This is a genomic window from Candidatus Pelagibacter ubique HTCC1062 (assembly GCF_000012345.1).
GTDB classification, from domain to species: Bacteria; Pseudomonadota; Alphaproteobacteria; order Pelagibacterales; family Pelagibacteraceae; genus Pelagibacter; species Pelagibacter ubiqueversans.
In genome coordinates this window covers 765,568-785,938 of record NC_007205.1, presented here as the reverse complement: position 1 = coordinate 785,938, position 20,371 = coordinate 765,568, and the positions used below count along the sequence as shown (strand labels likewise).

19 protein-coding genes are annotated in these 20,371 nt (G+C 32.4%); 6 read left to right on the top strand and 13 right to left on the bottom strand.

Going from position 1 to position 20,371, the window contains the following annotated elements:
- Nucleotide 1: 1 nt before the first annotated feature.
- Both ald and SAR11_RS04070 read right to left on the bottom strand, forming a co-directional pair.
- Nucleotides 2-1,114: an alanine dehydrogenase gene (gene ald, locus SAR11_RS04075; protein ID WP_011281963.1), complete on the bottom strand. Its 1,113-nt coding sequence runs from the start codon at nucleotides 1,112-1,114 to the stop codon at nucleotides 2-4.
- A gap of 43 nt (nucleotides 1,115-1,157) precedes the next feature.
- Entirely contained in the window at nucleotides 1,158-2,504 is a 1,347-nt protein-coding gene (locus SAR11_RS04070) for an aspartate aminotransferase family protein (RefSeq protein WP_011281962.1), read from the bottom strand.
- A 217-nt stretch (nucleotides 2,505-2,721) separates the two neighbouring features.
- Here SAR11_RS04070 and SAR11_RS04065 point away from each other — a divergent pair, with 217 nt between their 5' ends.
- From SAR11_RS04065 to SAR11_RS04050, 4 genes are all read left to right on the top strand, one after another.
- Complete coding sequence (locus SAR11_RS04065) at nucleotides 2,722-3,663, top strand: ABC transporter substrate-binding protein (RefSeq protein ID WP_011281961.1); 942 nt, start codon at nucleotides 2,722-2,724, stop codon at nucleotides 3,661-3,663.
- An 87-nt stretch (nucleotides 3,664-3,750) separates the two neighbouring features.
- On the top strand, nucleotides 3,751-4,548 hold the full coding sequence (locus tag SAR11_RS04060; RefSeq protein WP_011281960.1) for an ABC transporter ATP-binding protein: 798 nt from the start codon (nucleotides 3,751-3,753) through the stop codon (nucleotides 4,546-4,548).
- Nucleotide 4,549: 1 nt separating this feature from the next.
- Nucleotides 4,550-6,463 carry an ABC transporter permease gene (locus tag SAR11_RS04055; protein ID WP_011281959.1) on the top strand — a complete coding sequence of 638 codons (1,914 nt, stop codon included), beginning with the start codon at nucleotides 4,550-4,552 and terminating at the stop codon, nucleotides 6,461-6,463.
- Between the two features lie 18 nt (nucleotides 6,464-6,481).
- Nucleotides 6,482-7,492: an Ldh family oxidoreductase gene (locus SAR11_RS04050; RefSeq protein WP_011281958.1), complete on the top strand. Its 1,011-nt coding sequence runs from the start codon at nucleotides 6,482-6,484 to the stop codon at nucleotides 7,490-7,492.
- On the opposite strand, the gene SAR11_RS04045 is transcribed toward SAR11_RS04050, so the two are convergent.
- Nucleotides 7,493-8,635: an epoxide hydrolase family protein gene (locus SAR11_RS04045; RefSeq protein ID WP_011281957.1), complete on the bottom strand. Its 1,143-nt coding sequence runs from the start codon at nucleotides 8,633-8,635 to the stop codon at nucleotides 7,493-7,495.
- A 49-nt stretch (nucleotides 8,636-8,684) separates the two neighbouring features.
- On the opposite strand from SAR11_RS04045, the gene SAR11_RS04040 reads away from it, so the two are divergent.
- Together SAR11_RS04040 and hisD are read left to right on the top strand one after the other, a co-directional pair.
- Complete coding sequence (locus SAR11_RS04040; protein WP_020169284.1) at nucleotides 8,685-9,596, top strand: bifunctional enoyl-CoA hydratase/phosphate acetyltransferase; 912 nt, start codon at nucleotides 8,685-8,687, stop codon at nucleotides 9,594-9,596.
- Nucleotides 9,597-9,658: 62 nt separating this feature from the next.
- Nucleotides 9,659-10,945 (top strand): histidinol dehydrogenase, encoded by a 1,287-nt coding sequence (gene hisD, locus SAR11_RS04035; RefSeq protein WP_011281955.1) that lies wholly within the window; start codon nucleotides 9,659-9,661, stop codon nucleotides 10,943-10,945.
- Nucleotide 10,946: 1 nt separating this feature from the next.
- On the opposite strand, the gene SAR11_RS04030 is transcribed toward hisD, so the two are convergent.
- From SAR11_RS04030 to SAR11_RS03985, 10 genes are all read right to left on the bottom strand, one after another.
- Nucleotides 10,947-11,552: a LysE/ArgO family amino acid transporter gene (locus tag SAR11_RS04030; RefSeq protein WP_006997119.1), complete on the bottom strand. Its 606-nt coding sequence runs from the start codon at nucleotides 11,550-11,552 to the stop codon at nucleotides 10,947-10,949.
- A 9-nt stretch (nucleotides 11,553-11,561) separates the two neighbouring features.
- On the bottom strand, nucleotides 11,562-13,067 hold the full coding sequence (locus SAR11_RS04025) for an ABC transporter permease (RefSeq protein ID WP_011281954.1): 1,506 nt from the start codon (nucleotides 13,065-13,067) through the stop codon (nucleotides 11,562-11,564).
- Nucleotides 13,060-14,109: a quaternary amine ABC transporter ATP-binding protein gene (locus SAR11_RS04020; protein ID WP_011281953.1), complete on the bottom strand. Its 1,050-nt coding sequence runs from the start codon at nucleotides 14,107-14,109 to the stop codon at nucleotides 13,060-13,062. The genes SAR11_RS04025 and SAR11_RS04020 overlap by 8 nt, the downstream gene beginning before the upstream one ends.
- A gap of 82 nt (nucleotides 14,110-14,191) precedes the next feature.
- Complete coding sequence (locus SAR11_RS04015; RefSeq protein WP_006997122.1) at nucleotides 14,192-15,154, bottom strand: glycine betaine ABC transporter substrate-binding protein; 963 nt, start codon at nucleotides 15,152-15,154, stop codon at nucleotides 14,192-14,194.
- Between the two features lie 101 nt (nucleotides 15,155-15,255).
- Entirely contained in the window at nucleotides 15,256-16,737 is a 1,482-nt protein-coding gene (locus SAR11_RS04010) for an aldehyde dehydrogenase (protein WP_011281952.1), read from the bottom strand.
- Nucleotides 16,738-16,779: 42 nt separating this feature from the next.
- Entirely contained in the window at nucleotides 16,780-17,733 is a 954-nt protein-coding gene (locus SAR11_RS04005; protein ID WP_011281951.1) for a hypothetical protein, read from the bottom strand.
- A 6-nt stretch (nucleotides 17,734-17,739) separates the two neighbouring features.
- Nucleotides 17,740-18,459, bottom strand: a complete 720-nt coding sequence (locus SAR11_RS04000; RefSeq protein WP_011281950.1) for a hypothetical protein — start codon at nucleotides 18,457-18,459, stop codon at nucleotides 17,740-17,742.
- A 4-nt stretch (nucleotides 18,460-18,463) separates the two neighbouring features.
- Entirely contained in the window at nucleotides 18,464-19,339 is an 876-nt protein-coding gene (locus tag SAR11_RS03995; RefSeq protein ID WP_011281949.1) for an inverse autotransporter beta domain-containing protein, read from the bottom strand.
- A 98-nt stretch (nucleotides 19,340-19,437) separates the two neighbouring features.
- Entirely contained in the window at nucleotides 19,438-19,908 is a 471-nt protein-coding gene (locus SAR11_RS03990) for a hypothetical protein (protein ID WP_011281948.1), read from the bottom strand.
- Nucleotides 19,909-19,916: 8 nt separating this feature from the next.
- On the bottom strand, nucleotides 19,917-20,327 hold the full coding sequence (locus SAR11_RS03985; protein WP_011281947.1) for a VOC family protein: 411 nt from the start codon (nucleotides 20,325-20,327) through the stop codon (nucleotides 19,917-19,919).
- Nucleotides 20,328-20,371 lie beyond the last annotated feature (44 nt).

Below are 20,371 nucleotides of genomic sequence, written 5' to 3'. Positions count from 1 at the left end.
ATTATAGAGTACTTAAAGGATCAACGTAATCATGTCCAAAAACATCAGCAACCGCTTTATAGGTTACTTGACCTTTGCAAACGTTTAATCCAGCAAGTAGATGTTTGTCATCACTTAATGCTTTGGCGTAACCATCATTTGCGATTTTAACTAGATACGGAAGTGTTGCGTTGTTCAATGCAATCGTTGAAGTTCTTGGAACTCCCCCTGGCATATTTGCTACACAGTAATGAATAACATCATCAATAATATAAGTTGGATCACCGTGAGTTGTTGGTTTACTTGTCTCAACACAACCCCCTTGATCAATTGCAACATCAACAATTACTGATCCTCTTTTCATTAATTTCAACATTGGTTTAGTAATTAGTTTTGGAGCTTCTGCACCTGGAATTAAAACACCGCCAATTAAAAGATCAGCTTCTGCAACTAATTTATTTAAATCAATTTTATCACTTTGTTCTGGGATAATTTTATCACCAAACATTTCAACCAGTTGTTTTAATCTTGCTTCAGATTTATCAACGATATGAACTTTAGCCCTCATACCAGTTGCAATAACTGCAGCGTTTTCACCAACAACACCGCCACCTAAAATAACAACTGTTCCTCCTTCAACTCCAGGAGCTCCTCCTAATAAAAGACCTCTACCATTTTGATTTTTTTCCAAGCAATGTGCTCCTGCTTGAACAGACATACGTCCAGCAACTGCACTCATTGGTGCAAGTAATGGTAATCTGCCATTGTCATCTGTTACTGTTTCATAAGCTATACAAACACCTTTAGATTTAATTAAACCTTCAGTTAGCTCTTTAGCTGCCGCTAAGTGTAAATAAGTGTAGATGATCTGATTTTCTCTAATCATCTTAACTTCAACTGATTGAGGCTCTTTTACTTTAACAATAATATCTGCATCATTAAAAATATCTTCAGCTTTATCAATGATTTTAGCACCAACGCTTATATATTGTTCGTTTTCAAAGCCGGCTTCATATCCACCATTATTCTCAACTAAAACCTCATGACCCTCTGATATTAAAGTCTTAACACTGTCAGGAGTTAGTCCAATACGATGCTCTTGTGGTTTGATTTCTTTAGGTACGCCGATCTTCATAACACTCTCTCCCTTTTCAGTACTTTAAATTTTATTAAAGTTTTTAGTTTTTTTGATTTTTTTGATAGTTAGTAATACCAGTTCTTAACTTTTCAATAATCTCATCAATGTGTTTTTCTTCACAAATGAATTGAGGAGCTATAATTAAACAATCTCCTGTAGCTTTAAAGTTAACACCAGCTTCATAACATGCTTTAAAACATTCATAGCCAGCTTTACCAGGTTTAGTGTTTAGCTTCATGTCTATTCCACCCATCATTCCATATCCTCTAATATTATCCACAGACTCTAGATCTTGAAGAGAGAATAATCCTTTTTGGAAATAAGGAGCTAAATTTTTTGCTCTATTAAAAATATCATCTTTTTCAAAAATGTCTTGCACCGCAAGAGCAGCTGCTACTGCAACTGGAATTCCTGAATAAGTATAACCATGAAATAATTCAACTGCACCCGTTGGTGAAGCATCCATTACCGCATCATAAATATAATCACTACAAGCAACAACACCCATTGGCACAACACCATTAGTTGTAGCTTTAGCCATTGTCATAATGTCTGGAGTTACTCCAAATTCATCAGCGCCAAATTTAGAACCTGTTCTGCCCCATCCTGTAATTACTTCATCAAAAATTAAAAGTATTCCATGCTTGTCACAGATCTCTCTTAATTTTTGTAAATAACCTTTGGGTGGTACCAATGTTCCTGTTGATCCAGCAATCGGTTCAACAATACAAGCAGCAATATTTTCACCACCAAAGTTTTGACAAATAGTTTCTAAATCGTTTGCTAAATAGTCTCCAGTTTCTGGTTGACCACTCACAAACTTATGTTCTGGTAAATGTGTATGTCTAATGTGTTGGACACCTGGCATTAAAACACTTGCAAACGTTTTAATATTGTTCACCATTCCACCAACTGAAATACAGCCAATGTTCATTCCATGGTAACCACGCTCACGGCCAACAAATCTAAATCTTTCTGCGTGCCCTTTTGCTCTGTGATAAGCAACAGCAATCTTAATTGCAGTTTCTACAGCTGTAGATCCACAAATTGTAAAAAACATTTTGTTTAAATCACCAGGTGTGTGTTTTGAAATTTTTGTAGCAAGCTCAAATGAACCACCAAAACCTTGTTGAAATGGTTGTGCGTAATCTAAAGTTTCTAATTGCTTTGTAACAGCTTCTGTAATTTCTCTTCTTCCGTGACCTAGTGGATTACAAAATAAACCTGAGCTCGCATCTATTTGTGTTTTTCCATGATGAGTTTTTAAGTAAACCCCTTTAGCTTCTGTGATTAACCTTGGGTTTGCTTTGAAATCTTTATTAGATGTAAATGGCATCCAATGTTCATTTAATGAATTAGGTACTGAAGTTCTATTTTCTGAGCTCATAAATATTCTCTCTCTATATATGTGGTGTTATAAATTTATTTCTAACTATTAGACTAAATCAAAAGGTTTTCTAGATTTATTTTATTTTTTACTATTTTTTTTTCTTTGACTTTAAATTACACAACCTGAAGATGTATATTCGTTTTTTGTTTTACATCCAGTGTAATTTCAATTTAAATGCTAATAATTTAATTAAATTAACAACAGAGGGATAATAATGAAAAAAATAATTAGTTTTATTCTTGGAACGGTAGTTGCTCTTAACTTATCTATGTCAGTTGCAAATGCAGCTGCTAAAGAAGTTAGAGTTGCATTCTTTTTAGAATGGCCTACTCCAAACCAAGAAGACAAAGTTAAAAAGATGTTTGATAAAGCTCTAGGTGTTCCAGTTAAATGGACTAACTTTTCAAACGGTGGTGCAATGACTGATGCTATGTTAGCTGGAGATATTGATATTTCTTACTCACAAGGCTTAGTGCCATTTATCAATGCTGTTAAATCAAAAGCTCCACTAAAACTTGTAGATATTGCTATGGAATACGGAATGGGTGGAACAACTTGTGTTACATCTAATGCTTCTGGAATTACAAAAGCTAACGCTTCTGAATTAGAAGGTAAAAAAGTTGCTGTTCCTCTTGGAACAATGGCTGAGTATGTTTTTGATGAAAGTATGAAAGTTGTTGGTGCTGATAAAAGTAAAATGACAGTTATTCAAATGGATCCTGAAGAAGGTGCTGCTGCACTAGTTTCTGGTGATGTTGTAATGGCATGTTTATTTGGTGGAAATTCTATTAAAGCTGCAACTGCAGTTGGAAGTAGATTACTAACAGTTCAAGAAGCGCGTGATGCTGGTATCTTAGGTATTGACATTACATCTGTTACTGACAAATTTATGAAAGAGAACCCAGGTATGCTGAGAACTTTCATAGAAGTAACTCATGAAGCAAATGCTAGATATGCAGCAGGTAAAAGTGATTTAAATGTTATCGCTAAAGATGCTGAGATGAAGCTTGGTGATATGAAAGAAACTTTAAGCGGATTTAAATTTCTTACACCTGAAGAGACTGAAAAATCTATGACTTCTGGAAATCTAAGTGGATTTTTAAAAGGAATGGGTACTCCTAACGGAGCAGTTGATACAAGCTTTTTACCTCTTTAATTTAGAGAGTTAAATAAATTTAAATAGGCGCCAATTTAATAAATTGGTGCCTATTTTTTTAAAAAAATTCTAATATAGTATTGTCTTATGAGTGATTTAATTTCTCAGAATTTAAACATGATCTTTAAAACTCCTAAAGGAGAAACAGTTCATGCATTAAAAGATGTAAACTTTACACTTAAAAAAGGTGAACTTTTAACTGTTCTTGGTCCTTCAGGATGTGGAAAAACAACTCTACTAAATATTACCGCTGGTTTTCTAAGACCCACTTCGGGCGCTATTGCTCTTAATGGTAATGAAATAGATGGTCCTGGTGTTGAACGAGGAATGGTTTTTCAACAAGGTGCTTTATTTGAATGGCTAACTGTTGCAGAGAATGTTGATTTTGGTTTGAGAATGAAAAAAGAAGACCCAGTTAAAACTGCAAAAAAAGTTGAAGAGTGGTTAAATATAGTAGGTCTACAAGGTTTTGGTAACACGCCTACTTATCAATTATCTGGAGGTATGCAGCAAAGGGTTGCTCTTGCTAGATGCTTGATTAATGACCCTGATCTAATTTTAATGGATGAACCATTAGGTGCATTAGATGCATTAACAAGAGAGAAGATGCAGTCTTTAGTTTTAAAAATTTGGAAAGAAACAGGAAAAACAATTATTTTAATCACCCACTCAGTTGAAGAAGCTTTACTACTAGGTGAAAGATTGTATGTAATGGCACCAAGACCAGGTCGTATCCATAAAGAATATAATCTTCCTTTTGCATCAATGGGTATTGATGGTGATTTAAGAGAGATAAAAAAAACACCTAACTTTGTAAGCACTAGAGAAGAAATTCTAACTATGATTTGGAATATGGAAGAAGAAATTATGGGTAAAGATATTTAGTATGCTAACAGGTATTATAACATTCGTAGTAATTTTTGCAGTTATTGGATCTATTTTGTATGGAAGAAAATTAGCAAAAACTGAAAAATTAGATGCTGTATTTGGTAATCCTGAAAGAGCTAAAGGTGGAGTTCATTGGGTTATTGTTGGTAGTAGTTTTTTACTATTAACTTGGCTTTACTATTCTTGGGATATGGCGAAATCATTTTATCCCCAGTCTGCAAATGAACTTTGTCAGGTTGCAAAAGTAAACGACTCTTTACTTTCGTTAAAATATTTATTTCCAATTGAAGAACGTGAATTTAAGAGTACTTCAATAATCAAAGGTGAAAACAAAAATATACAAAAACTAGCTAATGAAATTAAAAATTCACCCAATATAAGAGAGCAAGACAAAACTACTCTTTTAAAATTTATTGCAAAAACTCAACAATCAATTCCATTGTTAACCAATATTGACCTTTTAGAAGAAGAAACAAAAAGTCAAATTCGAGATTTAACAAATAGAATTACTTGGTTAACAGAAGATTTTCAAAAAATAAGCTATCCACCAATTAAAAGTATTGAAGAAGAGAACGCAAGAATTGAAGCTTTAAAAAAACAAGGGAAATGGGGAGCCTCTGCAACCGCTGTAGAAAATACAGTTGAAATACCAACTATTCCTGAAACAAAAATGGGTTTAAAATTTGATGCAGCTGCAAAAGAATTAACTCTTATTAGTAATGACTTTTTCAAAATAAGAAATCATAACTATAAATATAAACAGTTAATGAAAGAGATTAAGGATGAGATTAAAGCTTATCGATCTAGTTTAGATAATACCCAAGAAGTAGCTTCTGCATTAGCAAAAGATGTTTTAAAAATTGCTCGAAGAATCGAATACGCAAGTATTTTCCCACCTAATACTCTTGATGATATGCAAAAATCAATAATAGAGTTTGATGAAGTTCAAAAGAAAGAACAAGGTGTTTTAAGACTAGTTGATATTTTTTTATTTCCTGCTGGTACAATTGTTTCAAGTGGACCAAATTGTTCTGAACAAGGATCTGGAAGATGGTTACCAAAACCGTCTGATACCTTTAATAAATTTGTGCTACTCCTTAAACCCAGTATTGGATTTAAAAACGTACCTCTAATTTGGTATGAAATGATGGATGTAAGTAAAATAGTTGGTTTTATATTACCTGATTGGATTGCAGATGCTATGCCTGGGGCATATCCAATTCATAATGCTGATGGAACTGTTACTCCAAACTTTAAGAGTAAAGTCTTAAGTGTTGTTACAGGTGAGTTTAAATTATTTAAGATACCAGTTCCGATGGGTCATATCTGGGATTCTTTTTTAAGAGTTCTCCTAGGTTTAGTACTTGGAATTATTTTTGGTGTACCACTAGGATTATTTATGGGTTTAAACAGATTTGCTAAAGGATTTTTTGATCCATTAATTGAACTATATAGACCGGTACCCCCATTAGCTTGGGCTCCTCTAGTTATTACTGTATTTGGAATTGATAATGTTGGGAAAGTTTTCTTATTATTTATGGTTTCATTTTCAATTATGATCATCTCTGCTAGAGCAGGAGCTGCTGGTACGCAGTTGTCTAAAATTCATGCTTCACACTCACTTGGTGCATCTAAATGGCAAATATTAAGACATGTAATATTTCCAAACTCATTACCAGAAATTTTAACAGGGGTTAGAGTTGCTGTTGGAATGTGTTGGGGAACTTTGGTTGCAGCTGAATTTTTAGCCGGTACTACAGGTATTGGATTTGTTGAAAACGTTGCTAAAAAATACTTCCAATATGAAGTTATTTGGATAACTATTTTTGTAATGGGTATGTTAGGTTTATTATTTGATGTTGCTTTAAGAAAAATAATTGACAAAACAATTCCATGGCATGGTAAAGGTTAATCAAACTTTTATTAAACTATGAAATCTTCGAAATTAAAAAGAATTATTAAAGATATCTTTATTAAGTATAAATTAAACAAAGATCATGCCACTATTTGTGCTGAAGCCTTAATCAATGCAGAATTAGTTGGTGCTCCATCACATGGTTTATCTAGACTTAAGATGTACTGTGATCGTATTTCTAAAAAAGTTATTAATCCAAAAGCTAAAATTAAAGTTAAAAAAATTTCTCAATCCATTGCCCATGTTGATGGTAACAATAGTATTGGCTTTGTTGCAGCAGATACCGCTATTAAAACTGCTATAAGCAATGCTAAGAAAACTGGAATTGGCTTAGTTGCAGTTAAGAATAGTGGTCATTATGGTTTATCTGGTTATTACGCAGAGCAAGCAGTTAAAAAAGGTTTAATGGTAATGGTATTCACTAATGCACCTCCAGCAGTTGCACCTCATGGAGCTTTAAAAAGTTTATTTGGAACAAACCCTATTTGTTTTGGAACACCTACTGGATCAAAGGTTCCTTTTATTTTAGATACTTCAATCTCAATGATTAATAGAGGAAAAATTAGAGTTGCAGCAAGAGAAGGAACTAAAATTCCTGAGGGAGTTGCCTTAGATAAATTTGGTAAACCAACAACGGATCCTAAAAAAGCATTAGAGGGTGTTCAATTACCAATTGCTGGTTTTAGGGGTTCTGGATTAGCTTGGATGGTTGATATTTTAAGTGGTGTATTAACAGGTGGTAATCATGCAGGTAGAGTTAAAGATCCATTTACTGATTTTAGTGGTCCACAAAATATTGGTCACCTATTTTTTGTTTTAAAGCCTAATTTATTTGTCGGAAATTCTTTCAATAAAAGAATAAAAGACAATATCAAAACTATAAAAAAACTACCTAAGATAAAAGGTGTTAAAGAAATTCTTTACCCAGGACAAAGTAAGTTTAATAGGTTTAAAAGTAATCTTAAAAAAGAAATTAATATTTCAAAAGCTGTTTTAAAAGACTTGGAATATTTACAAAGTATCTAACTATCGTACAGATCTTGAAAACTTTACGAGATCATTAACAAGAAGATCAGGTTCTTCAAGCGCTGCAAAATGTCCACCCCTCGGCATCTCTGTCCATTGAGTAATATTAAACATTCTATCTGCATAAGATTTTGGTGGCCACTCAGACATTTCTGCTGGAAAAATTGCTGCAGCTGTTGGAATTTCTATTTTTTTAAAATCTTTAGGAAAAAAACGTCCACCCTCTTCTCTTCTTCCGTAATAAATCCAAGTAGCTGTGTTAAAAGTTTTTGTAACTACATAAACCATAATATTAGCTAAGAGTGTATCTTTTGAATAAACACTTTCAATATTGTTGTCTTTTAAATCAGACCATGAGTACATTTTTTCAATAATCCATGCTGCAATTCCAACAGGACTGTCCATCATTCCATAACTTAAAGTTTGAGGTTTAGTTGCTTGTTGAGTTCTATATCCATCTTGCATTATTTGATCTTGATTAAATCTTTGTTGCCATTCTTTCTCTTGTTTTGTTTGTGGACCATCAGGGTGGCGCATTGTTAAACAATTAATGTGAATTGCCTTACATGATTTTGAATAATCATAACCAATCCAGTTTGCAATAGTTGCTCCCCAATCACCTCCTTGTGCTAAATAGTTTTTATAACCAAGGTTTTTTGTCATCAGTTTATTTAAAGTATTGGCTATTTTTCTTGGTCCCATGGGTCTTGAAGGTCTCCCAGAAAAACCAAAGCCAGGTAATGATGGGACCACTACATCAAAAGCATCTTCAATATTTCCACCAAATTTTTCAGGGTGTGCAAGTCTTTTTATAATATGTAAAAACTCAATTACTGATCCAGGCCATCCATGCATAAGAAGTAAAGGTGTTGGGTTGGACCCACTTCCCTTTTCATGAATAAAATGTATTTCGATATCATCTACAATAGTTGTGAAATTTGGAAATTGATTTATTTCTGCCTCATGTTTTCTCCAATCAAAATCTTTAATCCAATAATTTGAGATCTCTTTCATATAATCAAGATTACTTCCATATTTCCAGCCACCATCATCTGGCATTTCATGCCATGGATAATTTTTTACTTTAGTGTATATTTCTTGAAGTACTTTATCGGGAATATCTAATTTAAAAGGCTTAATCATTATCAATTTACAGTATATACTTTTTAAAAATTCAGACTAAATATACCTCATGCTTTCAAATAAAGAAATTGTTTGTCCTAATAACCTTCTGGATCATGCGCATAAGAAAAAAGGTGTTAATGCTGCAATCGTAAATGCAGGGTTGCCTTTACCAATGCTTTCAGTTCAAGATGCTGTTAATGAAAATTTAATAACACCTATCTTTATAGGGAATAAAAAAGAAATTCTTAAATGTGCTGAAGATTTAAAATGGGATATTTCAAAATTTGAAATCATTGATGAACCTATTGAAAATAATACTGCTGCTATTGCTGCAAAACTTGCTAGCCAAGATAAAGTAAAAATTATTGTTAAGGGTCATATTCATACAGATGTCTTAATGAAAGAAATTTTAAAAAGAGATTACAATTTACTTGGTAAAACTAGACTTAGTCACATATGGCATATGACAAATACTAAAGATGACAAGCCACTTATAATTACTGATGGTGCTTTAAATGTTTTACCCAACGTAAAAACAAAAATGCATATTTTAAGAAATGTAATTGATTTTTCAAACCGTATAGGAATTGAAAGGCCCAAAATTGCAGTTCTATCAGCAACAGAAGAAATTTTAGATAGCGTACCAAGCTCTATCGATGCAGATGAAATTACAAAACTAGCAAAAGAAGAAAATTTAAATGCTGATGTTTTTGGTCCCTTGGCATTTGATAATAGTATTTCAAAAAAATCTGCTGCTATAAAAGGTGTTAAAAATATTGTAGCTGGTGATGCAGATGTATTGCTAGTTCCAAGTGTTGAAACTGGAAATAGTTTGGTTAAAATGATGATTTATTTTATGGGAGCTTGTGCAGCTGGTGTGGTAGTGGGTGGTAAAGTTCCAATAGTAATTACTAGTAGATCTGATGAAGCACAAGCTAGATTAGCCTCTATTGCTGCAGCTGTTGTTGCTTTAGACTAATTCTTCATTGAAATAATTACATTAATGTTTTAAATAAAGCTTCAAAATTAGAGAGGGAAACAATGGCTATAACGTACTTAAAAAAATCACCAAAAACATCGTCAACAGACGATACTAAAACAACTGGAATTGTTCAGGATTTATTAAAAAATATCGAAACTACAAAAGAACAAGGTTGTATCGATCTTACAAAAAAATTTGATAAGTACGATGGAGAAATCATCGTTTCTAAAGAAAGAATTGAAGAAATTAAAAAAACATTAGATCAAAAAACAAAAGATGATGTTCAATTTTCATATGAAAGAGTTAGAAAATTTGCTGAAGCTCAATTAAAAAATTATGGTCAAGATTTTGAAGTAGAGCTTTCAGATGGACTTTTTGCTGGTCAAAAATTAATACCTGTTAATACTGCTGGATGTTATGTACCAGGAGGTCGTTATGCACACATTGCATCAGCTGTTATGAGTGTAACAACAGCAAAGGTTGCTGGTGTAAAAAACGTTATTGCCTGTAGTCCTCCAAAAGAAGGAGTGGGTGCACATCCAACAATTATTTATACCGCAGATCTTTGTGGTGCTGATGTAATTTTAAATTTAGGTGGTGTTCCTGCAATTGCAGCAATGACTAATGGCTTATTTAATAACCCTCCTGCAGACATTATCGTTGGTCCTGGAAATCAATTTGTTGCTGAAGCTAAAAGAATTTTATTTGGAAAAGTGGGTATTGATTTGTTTGCCGGTCCTACTGAGATTGGAATTATTGCTGACGCTAAAGCTGACCCTGAGATAGTTGCTGTAGATTTAGTGGGTCAAGCAGAGCATGGTTATAATTCACCTTGTTGGTTATACACAACAAGTAAAGAGCTTGCTGAAAAAGTAATGAAAAGAGTTCCAGAATTAATTGCTGAACTACCAGAAGTTCCAAGAACAAACGCTGATGCTGCTTGGAGAGATTATGGTGAAGTTATCCTTTGTGATACTGATGAAGAAATGGCAACTATTAGTGATGAGTATGCTCCAGAACACTTAGAAGTTCAGACAGAAAATTTAGAGTGGTTTCACAAAAGACTTACAAACTATGGTTCTTTATTTATTGGAGAAGAAACAACTGTTGCTTATGGAGATAAATGTTCAGGAACTAATCATATACTACCAACTAAAGGTGCGGGAAGATATACGGGTGGATTATTCGTTGGTAAGTTTGTTAAAACTTTAAGTTTTCAAAGAATGACAAAAGAATCTACTGAATTAGTTGGTGCAGCAGCTGCAAGAATTTCTAGATATGAAGGAATGGAAGCACATGCAAGAACAGGCGACGTTAGGCTTAAAAAGTACGGTTATTCTAGTTAAATTATATAATTTCCATTAGCACTGTTAAAGCCAAAATAGACATAAAAAGAATAATCAAATAATTTATTCTTTTCCACACTGTTGCACTTTTAAGATATTTAGAAAAATATTTTGAAAGATATCCTATTATAAAAAAAAATAGGAATGAAGAAATGGCTGCCCCAGCACCAAAGTAATACTTATCCACTTGACTAAGGCTTTTAGAGAAGTTTCCAAGGAAAAACACAGTGTCTGAATAAACATGTGGATTAAGAAAAGTAAAACCTAAAGTTTTAACTACAATGTTAGATAAATTATTAGTTTTACTATCCACATCAAATGAAGTTTCTGAAACTTTAGTTTTAATTTTTCCCCAAATAAAATGTAATAAAAATATTAAAAGTAAAATATTAAAAACTAACTCAATAGTTGGAGTAAAAAAATGATTTAGATACTGAAATAAAAAAATTCCTAAAAAAATTAATAAAAAGTCTGAAATTGAACAAATTAAACATACAATAAAAATATATTGTTTTTTTAAGCCTTGTTCTATGACAAATATATTTTGAGCACCTATTGCAAGAATTAAACTTAACCCAGTTAAAAAACCTAATATTAAATAATCCATTAAGTTTTATTAAACTCTTTTTTTACCCTGAACAACCCTATCAAGTATTAATGCAACAAATAAAATAGCTATACCCGCAAGTATACCTTGTCCAACATTAGCATATTGCAATGCCTCAAGAACATCTTGACCTAAACCTTTTGCACCGATTAGAGATGCTACAACTACCATGGCTAAACTTAACATTACTGTTTGGTTCACACCTGCTAAAATTGAAGGTGTAGCTAGTGGCAGATCTACTTTTCTCAGCAAATACCATTTAGTTGCACCGTATGCGATAGCAGCTTCTCGAATTGTTTCTGGCACTCCACGTAACCCTAAAACTGTAAGTCTTACAACAGGTGTACCACCAAAAATCATTGTAATAATTACTGCTGCAACCTTTCCAGTTCCAAAAAACGCTATTACTGGAATCATAAATACAAAAGCTGGCATTGTTTGCATGAAATCCATTATCGGTCTAATTAATGAATAAAATCTTTGTCGTCTTGCACAGAAAATTCCAAGCGGAATTCCAATTGCTATACTTAAAACTGCAGCAGTTCCTAATAAGGCAAGTGTAGTCATTGCTTTAACCCAGAAACCTAAAAAACCCATGTAACATAAAAATCCTGTAGAATAAATTGCAGCCCTGGGTCCTGCAGATAACCCAGTTAAAGTTACAATTGCAGTTATAATTACAATCCAAGGAGTTTTAACAAACAATAATTCTAAGAAATCTAATACGGACCTAATACCAATTGTTATAGCTGTAAAAATTAAATCTCCTTTAACAACGGCATAATCAAAAACAATTTCTATCCATTTAATTGAAAATAATCTTATTTCAGGATGTGTTGGGAACGTATCCATTATCTGAAGTAAGCCCGGAAAACTGTAATGGATAACTGTAAAAATCATTATAACAGAGGTAAAAACACCACTTAAAATATAATTTTTCATCTGCATCCCTGGATGAATAGATTTATCGGATAACCATTCAGAATATTTCTTTTCTAAAATTGAATTTGCCAAAACACCCTGAACAATTTTAATTCCTATCAATAAAATAAAACCAAAAATTGCTATCCAAATTGCTGAAGCTTCTATTCTCGTAATTTCATCTAAATAACCTTGCATAGCATCCTCTAAGGATTTTATGTTTCTTTCAAAGACATCAATTTTGTCTGGATTATTTTCTATCGCAGCTTCTAATTGTTTATTTCTAAAGGCTATAGTGCTTTTTACTTGTTCAACTTTAGCAATGGCCTCTGCCGTAATATTACCAAATAAACCTCTGATTATTTGTACTACTGAAAAAGTTTCAATAATTAAAAAAGCTAAAGTCCAATTCCAAATATTACGCATTCCAAACCAAATTGGTCCAAATATGAATGCAAATAAATTAAATGAAAATGAGTAAGTAGGCTTGCTACCAATTTTTTTAAACTCTTTAATATAATAGTCTGGATTACTTTTTACAAAGTCAGTAATTAATTCATCTCTTGATGGGTTTCTGTTTGCTTTATTATCCATCACTACCCTCTACAACAGCTTTTAATAATTCTGCCTGTGTTATTATACCAATATTTTTGTTTTCATTATTAATTACTAATATCGGCTCATCCTTAATAGAGGATTTTTCTATCAACTTATTTAGTAAATCATTTTCATGAACGCTTTCTAAATTTTTTGATATTAATCCAAATTCTTTTTCAAATTTCTCAACAGGCTGCATGATAGATTTTGCTTGAATAATTTTTAATCTAGATATTCCTTTTACAAAATCAGCAACATAATCATCTGCTGGTTTCATTACTATTTCTTCTGGTGTTCCTATTTGGATAACTTTTCCATCTCTCATGATAGCAATTCTATGACCCACTCTTACTGCTTCATCTAAATCATGAGTTATAAATACTGTAGTCTTTTTCATTTGTTTTGAAAGTTTGATAAATTCTGCTTGAAGCTGTCTTCTTATTAATGGGTCTAGTGCACTAAAAGGTTCATCCATTAATAAAACATCAGGATCCGCTGCTAAAGCTCTAGCTAATCCTACTCTTTGTTGCATTCCACCTGAAAGTTCATGGGCAAATTTATTTCCCCAACCTTGAAGTTCCACAATATCTAAAATCTTATTAGCAGCATCCAATCTATCATTTTTACTAATACCTCTTATTTCAAGCGGCATTGCTATATTGTCTAAAACTGATCGGTGAGGCATTAGAGCAAAGTTTTGAAAAACCATGCCTATCTTTTTATTCCTTAAATCTTGTAAACTTTTTGGATCAAACTTCATTACATCTTCATTATCGATCAAAATTTGTCCTGAAGTAGGTTCTAGTAATCTATTGATATGTCTCACTAAAGTGGATTTACCACTTCCTGAAAGACCCATTACACAGAATATTTCTCCTTTTTTAACGTCAAAAGAGACATCTGATACACCAATTACTGAATTATATTTTTCTAAAGCTTCTTGTTTTGAAATACGATTATTTTGAATGGCATTTAATGCTTCCACAGAAGTGTTGCCAAAAATCTTCCAAACATTTTTTATTTCTATAGCTGAGTCCATCAAGTCCGTTCGAAAATTTAATAATTTTTTAAAGAAATATACCCGGCAACAAATTTGGTTGCCGGGTAAAATTTAGTTTAACTTAAAGGCCTAACCAACCATCAACTTTAGACTTATTGTTTTTCATCCATGTTCTAGCAACATCAGCTGGATCTTTTTTCTCAACTGAAATTTGAAAAGCCATTAATGAAACATCGTCTGCTGACAATTGAAAGTTCTTAAAGAAATCAACAATCGCTGGTGACTTTGCTTCTAAAGAAGTTCCCCAACCGATTTGGATTTGCTTAAGAGCATCTTTTGATGCAACATAAGATTTTTTGTACCAATCAGCATCTTCTTTAGGCTGAACCATTTTGTATTTTGCTTCATCGAACTTAGGTTCAGTTAACATAACTACATCAGCCATTCCCCAAATTGCATGTGGCTTGTAACAATAAAATGCATAACCTTCACCTTTTTTAATAGAGTCAAGCACTCTTGCATTTTTTACAGCTTCAGCAGCTCTGATTGCTTCAATGCCTGCATCGTATAAACCGTAATCTCTAAGTTTTACTTGGTTTACATTTGCAGAAGCCCATCCATCAGCACCAATCCAAAACTCACCTTTACCATTTCCGTCACTGTCCATTGCTTTAACAACTTCTGGTCTAGCTAAGTCTTCAATTGCTGTAATATTCATTTTTTTAGCAAATTGTTGAGACACACAATATCCTTGGTTTCCTTCATAAGGTTTTGAACTTAACTTAAGAGTTCCTTTAGGAACTAGATCGTTAGTATAAGCCTGTTGATTAGGTAGCCAGATATCAGGGTGAACTTCTATCTCACCTTTGCTTCTATCAATTGCTGCGTAGATTGCAGTATTATTTCCTGGAACTAATTCTGCTTCTCCACCCATTTTGTCATTAACAACTGCTGCTAATAAATTTGCAATAGCTGTTGCACCTGTCCAACCTGGATCTCCAATTTTAACTTTCTCAGCAAATGTTGAAAAAGTAGCAAATAAAGAAATCAAACCAGCTACAAGTGTAGTTTTTATTATTTTCATTATATCCCTCTCGATTAATTTAAAAAAACTAGCATAACTTAAAACTTTTGAGCAAGTCAAAGAAAATTATCTACTTATAATCCCTAATATTATTTATCTTTTTATGAATGACTAATCCAAATAGTCTTGGTTTGAAGGTATTGGTCCAGAGCTTCTGTACCTTGATCTCTACTCAATGAACCAGACTGTCTGTATCCACCAAAAGGTGTTTTAATATCACCTTCAGAAAAAGTATTAACTGAAACAGTTCCACAAGGTAAACTTTTTGCCATATGAAAAGCTCTATCAATATCTTGAGTAAAAACACTTGCGTGCAATCCATACTTTGAATTACTTGCAATTTTCAAAGCTTCTTCGTCACTATTGATTGTAAGAACACCAAGTACTGGTCCAAAAATTTCTTCTTGAGCAATTGTCATGTTCTCTTTTAAATCATCAAATAGAGTTGGTTTTGCAAAAAAGCCTTTTTGATCTTTACTTGAAACTCCTCCAAATAATAATTTGGCACCTTCATCAATTCCTTTTTGAATATAACCATCAACTGTTGCTAAATGTTTTTTAGAAATCATTGACCCCATGTTTGAACTTGGATCTAATGGATCTCCAGCTTTAAGAGCTTTTACTTTTTTGGAAACTTTATCTAAAAATTCATCTTTAACTTTAGTGTGAATTATTTGCCTCATATTTGCAGAGCAGTTCTGTCCACCATTCCAAAAGGCAGAATTAATTGCATTATCAATTAAATTATCTGTAATCTTTGCATCTTCTAAAACGATGAACGGACTTTTACCACCCATCTCTAAACCAATTGTCTTTAAATTACTTTCACCAGAATATTTCATGAACAGTCCACCTACTTCTGTTGAGCCAGTAAATGAAACTGCATCAACATCATCATGTCTACCAAGTGCTTCACCAACATCACCAAAGCCAGGTAATACATTTAAAACTCCATCTGGAATACCTGCTTCTTTTGCAATTTGAGCAACTCTAATTGCTGTTAAAGGTGTATCTTCTGCTGGTTTAATTATAACAGAGCATCCTGCAGCTAATGCTGGTGCCATTTTCCAAACTGCCATCATTAAAGGGAAATTCCAAGGAACAACTCCAGCAACAACACCAATTGGTTCTTTAACAATTAAACTAGTTAGTGATGGTTCTGTTGGTCCAACTTTACCAAATACTTTATCTATTAATTCTCCATACCACTGAAAATGCATTGGCGCATCATTTGCAACCTCATTAATGCAGTCTCCAATTAATTTTCCTGTATCTACACATTCAAGAACAGAATTTTCTTCACCAGTTTTTCTTAATAATTCTGCAAATTTCAGTAAGACATCTTTTCTAAATTCTGGAGATGTTCTAGACCAAACACCACTATTAAAAGCCTTTCTTGAAACTTTAACTGCTAAATCAACATCTTTATGATTACATTTTGAAACTGAACAAAGAGTTTCACCCGTTGCAGGATTTATATTTTCAAATTTTTCACCATCAATGGCATCAACGTATTTACCATCAATAAAAGCTCTGCCTTCAAATTTTAGATTTTTAGAAATTTTTTTATAGTCGATTGTCATTTAAGATTTAAAGCTAATATCTTAAGTGTGCTAAAGCAAGATTTATTTCATCTCACCAAAGAAACCAAACTTTTCTCCAGACTTTGCAAATTTTCCAGTCCAGTCTCTCCAATTGCAAGTTGGTGCAATTCTATTTTTATACCACTTGTTAGATTTTTTAGCTTTTTGCATTATTTTAACTAACTTAGGGTGAGTGTATTTTCCAAGATTTCTTTCACACATTATCTCATAAGGATTGTATGGATCTTCTGAGGTTGGTGTTAGATAAACGCTATCTATAAGCTGAGGACATCCTTCAATATTATGGGTATATAAATTTTTATTTAACTTAGTTCCACTACTAAGCATATGATTATCACCACTATTTGAATGATTTGAATAATGAATTTTTCCCATACCTTTAATACATTTAATTCCCATTAATTGAGTATGCAAAATCTCATGAAGGTTAATATTTAAAAAATCTTTTTCATGTTTCATTACATCTCCAGATCTACCATTACTTTTAACAAATATTCCACCTATTCCAACACCAGCATCTCCACCATGATTTCCTCTATCAACATCGGTCCATAGGAAATATGTTTTCTTTTTATTGTTAAAACCACCAACTTGATTGAAATAATGACCCATTTGAGTGTTAACACTTTTATCTTGTAATTCTTTCCAGTTTTTACTGGTTCTAATAAATGTGATATCTAGTTTTCCATCTTTTCTGTAATCATATCTGTATTTTTTACCTAACCCACCTGAACCCTTATTTGCTTTTGTAGCTTCAAACATTGTATTGTTTACTTTTTCTAAAATACTTTCCATGCTACCATTTATATCTAGCTCTCTGTCTTCACCATCAGATGGTAATAAATATATAAAGTGAATTTGATGGTCATCTGTTACATCAGGCTGGTCTTCAAAAAACCTTCCAGGTTTTTCGTCTGCTGCAAAAGTTAAATTAGAAAAAAAGAAGGTTAAAAAGAATACTAATAATTTTTTCAAAGAAAATTACTGACCTTGAACTGTTAGAGTTACTGTAGGTGGTGCAGCTTGAAGTCCAGCATCAGTACAACTTGCATCATCAACTTCATTTACGGCAACTGAAGTGTCAAATGCTACAAAAACTGTAGGGCTTGATCCAGCAACAGGAGTGTAAGGTGATGTTAAAATTTGTCTTGATCTAAAATGTGTATCAGTTGTTCTTACAGTTGCTAATGTAGCCAATGAACTACCGTCAGCATTTGATCCCTCCATCATAGAATAATTTGCAGTATCCTGCGTAAAGTGCGGAACATATAATATTGCAGAGCCCGCTGTACCAGTATGACCAACTGCTGCACCTCCTGCAGAACCACCTAAAGACCCGTTTATACCTGCTTTAGTTTTACAATTTCCTGCAGTTCCTGTTATCGTCATTGCTCTTGACATGGTTGTTTGAATATACGTATAAGTTTTTCCTAATGTAGCTTTTCCAAAATCTGCAACTGTTGCTGCTGTTACTCCAGCTTCTACTGAAGCTATGTCGGCTGTTGCACCATTACCAGTTGTTATATCAATAGGATTTAAACAATTTGCTATTGTGCTGCCACTTTCGCATATTTCGACTTTAGTCATTGTTATTATATATTCTGTTGCTGGTCCTTTAACATTTTCTGCTGCATATAAACTATTTGTGAAAATTAAATAAAAAGAAAAAATGATTAGTTTAGAAAATAGATTTTTTATCATAATATTATTTTTTAGTCATGACGACTGCTCCCTGAATTTCCATTACTAGTTTATTTCTTCTTCTAACTTTTTCTTTTAATTTTTGTTCCATGTTACTTTTTTCAAACATGTCATTTGATAAACCGTCAGACATCACCATAGATTTTTCTTTTGGTGGATAAATATAATTAATACTTAAAGAAGTTTCATCATCCACACCATTTAGTGAGGATTTGTCTAAACTTGCAACAACTTCTACTGAGTTTGTTACATCTAGTTCTAGAGAATAAATATTACCTTTTTGATCAGCAGATCCTTTTTCAGTTTCCCATTTATAACCATTATAATTAATTCTAGCCCATGGTGCTCTTGGAATTTGAGATGTTAAGTTAAAATCCCAACCAGATAAAACTTGCTCTCTATCACCATTAACAACTTCAGAGTTTGAAATTTTTGTATAGCTATTTGCAGTTAAATCTAAAATTGAACCTTTAGCTTCAATACCAAGGCCTAATCTGTCTTGACCCTCTGTTAAATCTCTATCGTAGAAAGTATTTGCGCCAAACATAAAATTTTTATCTTCAGATAGTTTTCTATAACCTAAGCCTATGTTTCCAATAATTCTTCCGGAACTGTTTATTTCCTGGTTCATCAAACTAAATTGAGTAAAAAAATTAGAGTTATCTGTTGTTTCAATATCTCTTACCCCTAATATTGAGAAGTTAAGCTGATCCTCATCACCATCATTATAATCTAAAGATACTTCAGTAATTCCTTCACCTGGGATTAAATTTGATATTTTTTCAGATACTTTATTTAAAGCTTGAGAGGCTACATCTGCATTAGCTACAGTTGTGATTATTAAACAGAGTGATGTTAAAAATATTTTTATAAATTTCATTAAACAGATTATTATAAAAATAAAAAAAAATTGATAATAAAAAAAAACCCAATTTAGGTTTTATAGACCCAAAATAGGTTTTAAAGGTATTACAAATATTAGAAATTTAAAACTTTTTCTAAAGTGTTATTTTTTTTTAGATTTTTTAGAAATTTTGAAAGAGTTTTTAATTCAATTTCAGCAAAAGGTTTCATTATTTCTTCGGTTTTGTTTGTTGGTAAAAGACCCATTTTAGTTGAATGACTTATTAATTTTTTTTTTTTTAAAATTTCTATTTTTCTTCTAACAGTTTCTTTTGGTAAATTTAAAATATTTGCTACAGCATAAATTGTTAACTTACGTGCTATATAAAACTCCTCTATTTTTGATGTTCTTAAATTTTTCCATACAGCTTCCCAATCTGATCCTAACTTATCACTATGTTTTAAATAATGGGCCCCCATAACAGAAAGTATCATGAAAGAATCGTAATCAATTCCTAACATCTTTTTTAATTGTTGGAATTGGTCTGTTCGAAAATTTATTAAATGATATAAAATTTCACTGTATGCAGCTACTTTATTTGTCATTTAAAAGTTTAGCCAGGATTTGCAGTTAATGTTTTGATCTCTAAAATATTTTCATTAGGATCTTTAACAAAGAATGTTTCTTGCTCATATTTTGTTCCTTTAAATCTTAAATAAGGTTCGTCATAATATTTAGTATTTTTTTCTCTTAGTCTACTTTTAAGAGCATCAAAATTTTCTCTAGATAAATGTACACCGAAATGAGGAACAGAAACGTTACCCATATCAACATCATGTCTTTCGCTTTCAAGTTTATGCTCGCTTGCGTGAAGAGTTAATTCATTTCCCCAAAAATCTACATCTGCCCATTCTTGAGCTGAGTTATCTAATCTGCACCCTAATATTTCACTGTAAAAATGTTTTGCTTTCTCTAAATCGCCACAAGGTATTGCTAAATGAAAACAGTTGGTGTTTTTGTACATAGATTTTCCTCTTTAAATTACTTATTTAAAGCTTATATAAACCA

Coding starts and splice junctions, on each gene's coding strand:
- ald (WP_011281963.1), bottom strand. CDS start 1,114: ATGAAGATCGGCGTACCTAAAGAAATCAAACCACAAGAGCATCGTATT.
- SAR11_RS04070 (WP_011281962.1), bottom strand. CDS start 2,504: ATGAGCTCAGAAAATAGAACTTCAGTACCTAATTCATTAAATGAACAT.
- SAR11_RS04065 (WP_011281961.1), top strand. CDS start 2,722: ATGAAAAAAATAATTAGTTTTATTCTTGGAACGGTAGTTGCTCTTAAC.
- SAR11_RS04060 (WP_011281960.1), top strand. CDS start 3,751: ATGAGTGATTTAATTTCTCAGAATTTAAACATGATCTTTAAAACTCCT.
- SAR11_RS04055 (WP_011281959.1), top strand. CDS start 4,550: ATGCTAACAGGTATTATAACATTCGTAGTAATTTTTGCAGTTATTGGA.
- SAR11_RS04050 (WP_011281958.1), top strand. CDS start 6,482: ATGAAATCTTCGAAATTAAAAAGAATTATTAAAGATATCTTTATTAAG.
- SAR11_RS04045 (WP_011281957.1), bottom strand. CDS start 8,635: ATGATTAAGCCTTTTAAATTAGATATTCCCGATAAAGTACTTCAAGAA.
- SAR11_RS04040 (WP_020169284.1), top strand. CDS start 8,685: ATGCTTTCAAATAAAGAAATTGTTTGTCCTAATAACCTTCTGGATCAT.
- hisD (WP_011281955.1), top strand. CDS start 9,659: ATGGCTATAACGTACTTAAAAAAATCACCAAAAACATCGTCAACAGAC.
- SAR11_RS04030 (WP_006997119.1), bottom strand. CDS start 11,552: ATGGATTATTTAATATTAGGTTTTTTAACTGGGTTAAGTTTAATTCTT.
- SAR11_RS04025 (WP_011281954.1), bottom strand. CDS start 13,067: ATGGATAATAAAGCAAACAGAAACCCATCAAGAGATGAATTAATTACT.
- SAR11_RS04020 (WP_011281953.1), bottom strand. CDS start 14,109: ATGGACTCAGCTATAGAAATAAAAAATGTTTGGAAGATTTTTGGCAAC.
- SAR11_RS04015 (WP_006997122.1), bottom strand. CDS start 15,154: ATGAAAATAATAAAAACTACACTTGTAGCTGGTTTGATTTCTTTATTT.
- SAR11_RS04010 (WP_011281952.1), bottom strand. CDS start 16,737: ATGACAATCGACTATAAAAAAATTTCTAAAAATCTAAAATTTGAAGGC.
- SAR11_RS04000 (WP_011281950.1), bottom strand. CDS start 18,459: ATGATAAAAAATCTATTTTCTAAACTAATCATTTTTTCTTTTTATTTA.
- SAR11_RS03995 (WP_011281949.1), bottom strand. CDS start 19,339: ATGAAATTTATAAAAATATTTTTAACATCACTCTGTTTAATAATCACA.
- SAR11_RS03990 (WP_011281948.1), bottom strand. CDS start 19,908: ATGACAAATAAAGTAGCTGCATACAGTGAAATTTTATATCATTTAATA.
- SAR11_RS03985 (WP_011281947.1), bottom strand. CDS start 20,327: ATGTACAAAAACACCAACTGTTTTCATTTAGCAATACCTTGTGGCGAT.